The sequence below is a fragment of the Methanoregula sp. genome (assembly GCF_002835825.1).
In the GTDB taxonomy this organism is placed as follows: domain Archaea; phylum Halobacteriota; class Methanomicrobia; order Methanomicrobiales; family Methanospirillaceae; genus Methanoregula.
The window spans coordinates 1-5,967 of the sequence record NZ_PIZH01000115.1 but is presented as its reverse complement, the minus strand read 5'-3'; the positions used below and the strand labels follow the sequence as shown (position 1 = coordinate 5,967).

The 5,967-nt window shown below is 55.9% G+C and carries 3 protein-coding genes and 1 pseudogene; 3 read left to right on the top strand and 1 reads right to left on the bottom strand.

The genetic code is table 11. The features are described 5' to 3' along the window. Positions 1 to 326, top strand: a 326-nt coding sequence (locus CW742_RS05715; protein ID WP_292417706.1) for a HAMP domain-containing sensor histidine kinase, incomplete at its 5' end; no start/stop codon positions are given. Positions 327 to 347: 21 nt separating this feature from the next. Here the strand turns inward: CW742_RS05715 and CW742_RS05710 are convergent. After that, complete coding sequence (locus CW742_RS05710; protein ID WP_292417703.1) at positions 348 to 575, bottom strand: hypothetical protein; 228 nt, start codon at positions 573 to 575, stop codon at positions 348 to 350. A 150-nt stretch (positions 576 to 725) separates the two neighbouring features. Here CW742_RS05710 and CW742_RS05705 point away from each other — a divergent pair. Then, positions 726 to 3,200 (top strand): annotated as a pseudogene (locus CW742_RS05705) (PAS domain S-box protein); the annotation flags it as partial. A gap of 27 nt (positions 3,201 to 3,227) precedes the next feature. Further along, positions 3,228 to 5,741 carry a PAS domain S-box protein gene (locus CW742_RS05700; protein WP_292417709.1) on the top strand — a complete coding sequence of 838 codons (2,514 nt, stop codon included), beginning with the start codon at positions 3,228 to 3,230 and terminating at the stop codon, positions 5,739 to 5,741. Positions 5,742 to 5,967: the final 226 nt, after the last annotated feature.

Below are 5,967 nucleotides of genomic sequence, written 5' to 3'. Positions count from 1 at the left end.
AGGTCTTCTTCAACTTAATCGACAATTCCATCCGCCACGGGGAGCATGTCACGGAAATCCATGTCACCACCCGCCCGTCAGGAGATGACCTCGTGATCATCTGGGAAGACAACGGGGCGGGTATCAACGCGGAGGACAAGGAGCATATTTTCCGGCGCGGCTTTGGAAAAAACACCGGCCTTGGGATGTTCCTTGCACGGGAGATCCTCTCCTTAACAAATATCCTGATCCGGGAGACCGGCGAGCCGGGGAAGGGCGCACTGTTCGAGATCACTGTGCCGGGAGGGGCATACCGGACCCGGGTCCAGGGAACGGATGCGGGATGAATGCAAGACCGGCTCGGGCGCTTACGCGGGGGAGGAGACCGGCGTCCCGATATCATTAAGGATACCACAGTACATTCCGGCTGCTGACAGCATTGATGCCACCCATGGTGTTCTCCACTCCTCCTTCGAGATGTCGATGCAAGGGAGGGCTGTTCCCCAAGGTTCCTGGTCCTCGAACATCCACTCGCGGGAATAACAGTAATCATCGCTGCAGGGTACCCTCGTCCCGCATACCGGCCACTTCTTCATAGCAGGGGATGCCGGATGTCATAGTTCGTTCCCCGGGCATTCCTTCCAGCGGGAGAAGTTCCTGCGCCGTTCAAATATGTCGTGCGGACGCGACCTTATTTATATTATAATATTCTTCTCTAGATTACCAACAGACCGGTGCCTGCTCACATGATCTCAATCCTCTACGTCGACGATGAGCCGGATCTTCTGGAACTTGCGCAGATCTTTCTGGAACAGACAGCAGAGTTCCGGGTACGGACCTCGACCTCTGCAGAAGAGATACTGGCCAACCCGGAGATCCTTTCGTTCGATGCCATCCTCTCTGATTACCAGATGCCGGGCATGGACGGGATTGCCTTTTTAAAAGAGATCCGGAAACGGTCATTTGATCTCCCGTTCATCCTCTTCACCGGCAGGGGGCGCGAAGAAGTCGTTATCGAAGCTCTCAACAACGGGGCAGACTTTTACATCCAGAAAGGCGGCGACCCCAAAGCGCAGTTTGCCGAACTCGCGAACAAGGTCCGGTATGCCGTCCGGCGGAAACGTGCTGAGCGGGAACTGCAAAAGAAGAGCGACGAACTCAATGCTTCCTACGAGCAGATCGCAGCAAACGAAGAGGAGCTTCGCCAGCAGCTGGACGAACTGACCGTCAAGCAGGAGGCTCTCAAAATCTCGGAAGAGAAATTCCGGGCATTCACGGAAAACGTCCCGGACCTTACAACGATCTCAGATATCAACGGGAATTACCAGTACATCAGCCCGTCAATCCAGCGGATCACCGGGCAAAATGCGAATACCCTGCTGGGGAAGAACTATACCGGGGTAAGTTCCTTTTTTGGGATCATAGGCGAGGACGAGGAGATTCTCCTTGCGAGCGGGAGGACTGCTTTGGGAAAGCCTGTTGAGCCGGTGCCGGTGCCGCCATTCCGGGTACGGGATGTGCAGGGGGGAACGGTCTTTATCGAGGGAACCATCACGTACCTGCCGGACGTGAGGGGGATCCGGGGGCTCCTCTTCCATGGGCGCGATATCACCGATCGTATCAGGGCTGAAGAGGAGATCAACCGGAAGAACCAGGAACTCAGGTTGTCGTACGAGCAGCTCACGGCATCTGAGGAGGAACTGAGGGGGCAGTACGAAGAGCTGGCCCTTAGCGAGAAACGGATCCGCGAAAGTGAGGAAAAATTCCGGACCCTGTTCGAGAAAATCCATGAGGCGCTGATCATCTATACCGAACGAAGGTTCACGGACTGCAACCAGCGGGCACTCGAACTCTTCGGGTACGCGTCCAAAGAAGAGTTCCTCTCGCTTGTGCCAAAAGACATCTTCCCTCCGGTCTAGCCCGATGGACAGGACTCGGTGTATTCCGGGGGGGTACACCTGCAGAAAGCCCTGCAGGAGGGAAGCGACCACTTCGAGTGGGTCCATAAAAACAGGGATGGGCGTCTCTTTTCTTCAGATGTCCTGCTCTCACGGTTCGAGCTTGATGGAGCGCAGTCGGTCCTTGCATCGATCCGCGACATCTCCGACCGCAAAAGGACAGAGGAGGAACTGGAGCTCCTGAAGATCTCTGTCGACCGGTCATCAGATGAAGTCTTCTGGATAAATTTCGAAGGTTCGATCCTGTATGTCAACGACGCGGCCTGCCGGACTACCGGCTACTCGCGCGAAGAACTCTGCTCCATGAAACTCTTTGAGCTGGACCCGGACTTCCCCAAGGAGGTATGGGGGGCATCGGTCGCGCAGCTTCGGGAGAAAAAAACCCAGTTCATCCAGACCCGGCACCAGAGAAAGGACGGTACCCTGATCGATGTCGAGATCGTTGCGGTCTATGTGAACAAGGGCGACCGCGAGTACAGTTTCGCGTTTGTCCGGGACATTACCGGGCGGAAACGCACCGAGCAGACTCTTGTCGAGAGCGAGGAACGGTACCGGACCCTCGTTGACTCATCGTTCGACGGGATCGCTATCCACCAGGACGGGAAGCTCATCTTTGTCAACCAGACCGGGGTCAGGATGATGGGGATGTCCGACCCAGCGGGTCTCATCGGAAAACCGGCTATTGAGATTATCCATCCTGATGACCGTGCGCTGATTGCAGAACGGATCCGCGTTTCTCCGGAAAAATCCCTGGAACTCATTCACGAACGATTCCTGCGGGCTGATGGCAGCATTATGCAGGTCGATGTTGCGACAACCCCGTGCATGTGGCAGGGAAGGCCGGCAACGTACGTGACGTTCCGGGACATATCCCTCCAGAAGAAGGCTGAGGACGCACTCAGGGAGAGCGAAGAAAACTACCGGTCGCTGATTGAACTTGCCCCGGTTGCCATTGTCGTTCACCGCGACGGGAAGAACGTGTACGCTAATCCGGAAGCTGTCCGTATGGTGAAAGCAAACGGCCCGGAGGATATCGTCGGGAAAGACATCCTCGCATTTGTCAGTCCCGAGCACAAAGCAAGGACTCTTGATGCTGTCGGGAAAATGGCTGCAGATGGCGTTGGAATTCCCCGGCAGGAACAGCATGTCGTGGCTCTCGACGGTGAGGTGCTGACGGTTGAGATCGCGGCAAAGCCGGTCAATTTCCAGGGCCTCCCTTCGATCATGGTCCTCATGCGGGACATTACCAAACGCAAGAAGGCCGAGGAGGCTCTCTTTGACTCCCGGCAGATGCTCCAGACCATCCTTGATACCATCCCCCAGCGCGTTTTCTGGAAAGACAAAAACTCGGTATTCCTTGGCTGCAACAAATCGCTTGCGGAGGATGCCGGTCTCTCCGATCCATCCGAAATTATCGGGAAGACCGATTACGATAATTCCTTCCGGGAAACCGCGGAACTCTACCGGGCCGACGACCGGCGGGTGATGGCGACCGGAGAGGGAAGGATCAACTATGAAGAGCCCCAGGCCAGGCCTGACGGCAGCAGGGCATGGCTCCGCACAAGCAAGGTCCCGCTCCGCGACAAGGAAGGGAACGTGATCGGGGTGCTCGGCACGTACGAGGATATCACCGAGTATAAGCGGAGCCAGGAGGCGCTCCGGGAGAGCGAGGAGAAGTTCCGCAACATTGTGGAAACTACCAGCGAATGGATCTGGGAGATAGATCTTGCAGGACATCATACGTTCTCGAATCCGGCAATTGAGCGGATTATAGGATATCTGCCCGAGGAGATCCTGACCGCCGACATCAATGACCTGGTCCATCCTGACGACAGGGATATACTACAGGAACGGCTTGCGTCATCAATACGCTCAAAACAGGGATGGCGGAATGTGATTCTACGGTGGCGGCATAAGAGCGGTTCCTGGAGTTACCTGGAAAGTAACAGCATTCCAGTCCTTGCCAGTGACGGGGCACTCACCGGGTTCCGGGGGGCGGACCGGGATATTACGGACCGGAAAAACTCGGAAGATTCACTTCGCGAAAGCGAGGAGAAGTACCGCTCGCTCGTGGAAAACGCCAACGAGGCCATCGCCATTGTGCAGAACTGGAAGATCGTTTTTGTCAATAAACGGGGGGCTCATCTCCTGGGCAAAACAACACAGGATCTCGAAGGCCAGCCCTTCATAGACTATATCTGGCCCGATGACCGCGGGCAGCTGAAGACCATCCACGGGACACGGATTGCCGGTGAGCCTGTGCCGGAGACCTATGATTTCCGGATTATCGGCACCGGGGGCAGGCCGGTGTGGGTTTCCAATTCGACAACGGGAATATCCTGGCAGGGAAAGCCGGCAACACTCAGCCTCATGACCGATATCACGGAGCGAAAGTTTGCAGAAGCTGCGTTGAAAGAGAGCGAGGAGACCTTCCGGCGCGTGATCGAGGGTGCCCCGGAAGCGATTTACATCGGGGCCGAGTGGAAATTCCAGTACCTCAACCCGGCGGCACTCAGGCTTTTTGGTGCTTCGTCCGGCAACCAGCTGGTCGGAACACCATTCCTTGACCGGATCCATCCACGGTTCCACGAGGTGATCAAAAACCGGGTCCATGGGCTCTATGCTGATCGGGTCGCGGCATCACCTCTTGAGGAGGTGTACCTCAGGATGGACGGAACCGGGATCGATGTCGAGGTCACCGCAGTCCCCTTCCGGTACATGGGGAAAGACGGGTCCCTGGTCTTTGTCTGGAATATTTCCGACCGGAAAAACGCCGAGCGGGCACGGGAGGAGAGCGAAGAGAAATTCCGCCATATCCTGGAGAGCATGCAGGATGCATATGTCCGAACCGACCGGAACGGGATCGTTACCATGGTGAATCCATCTGCAGTCCGGATGTACGGGTATACCTCGGCAGAGGAGATGATCGGCATGCCGGTTGCCGTTTTATACTACTCCCCAGAAGATCGGGAAACCATCCTGAAACGCCTTCAGACAGAGAAGGCAATCACGGATATTTCCGGCCAGGGCAGGAAAAAAGACGGAACCCCGTTCTGGACCTCCCTCAACGTCCAGTTCGCCTGTGAGGAGGATGGCAGTATTTCCGGCTCCGAAGGATTCATCCGGGACATCACGGAACGCAGGGTCATGGTGCAGGCAATCGAGGAGACAAACAAAAAACTCAGCCTTTTGAACAGCATCACCCGCCATGATGTCGCAAACCAGCTGACCGTGCTGCGGGGATACGCCCAGCTTGTTGAGCTGGGCAACACGGACCCGGTTGTCATCGATTTCATGCAGAAGATCGAGGCAGCCGCTGACACGATTGCCGGCCAGATCGAGTTCACCAAAGCGTACCAGGAGCTGGGCGAAAAGACGCCCGCATGGTTCCGCCTTGAGGAGATCATGGAAAAGACCGCAAGGCCGGAGGTCTCGTTTTCCAAAACCTGCCTGGAGATAGAGATATTTGCCGACCCGATGATCGAACGGGTGTTCTACAATCTCTTTGACAATGCAATCCGTCACGGGGAACATGTGACAACGATCGGTATACGGTGCGAACGGGCGCCGGACGGTCTCGTGATCATCATCGAGGATGATGGTGTCGGGATTGTTCCGGAAGAGAAGGAGAAGATCTTCGAGAAAGGATTCGGGAAGAATACCGGTTTTGGCCTTTTCCTTGCCCGGGAGATCCTTGCAACCACCGGTTTGACGATCCGCGAGACCGGGTACGTGGGCATCGGCGCCCGGTTCGAGATCACGGTGCCAAAGGAGATGTGGCGGATCTTTCCGGGCGGAAAATAAGTACCGCACGACTCCTGTCCGGCTTTTTTCATGGGATCAGCCAATACAACCAGGACAACCGGACCGGAAAAGGTATCAGCCTCCGGTTCATTCATTTAGTGAAATATATTTCTGAAAAATTTTTCTTGTGCAATGAACGGAGACTGGATACCGTGAAAGGACGCCGGGCACCGGACCTGAGAGGCGAAGGAAAAGATCTTGCAGAGCAGATGGGATACTATTGGGC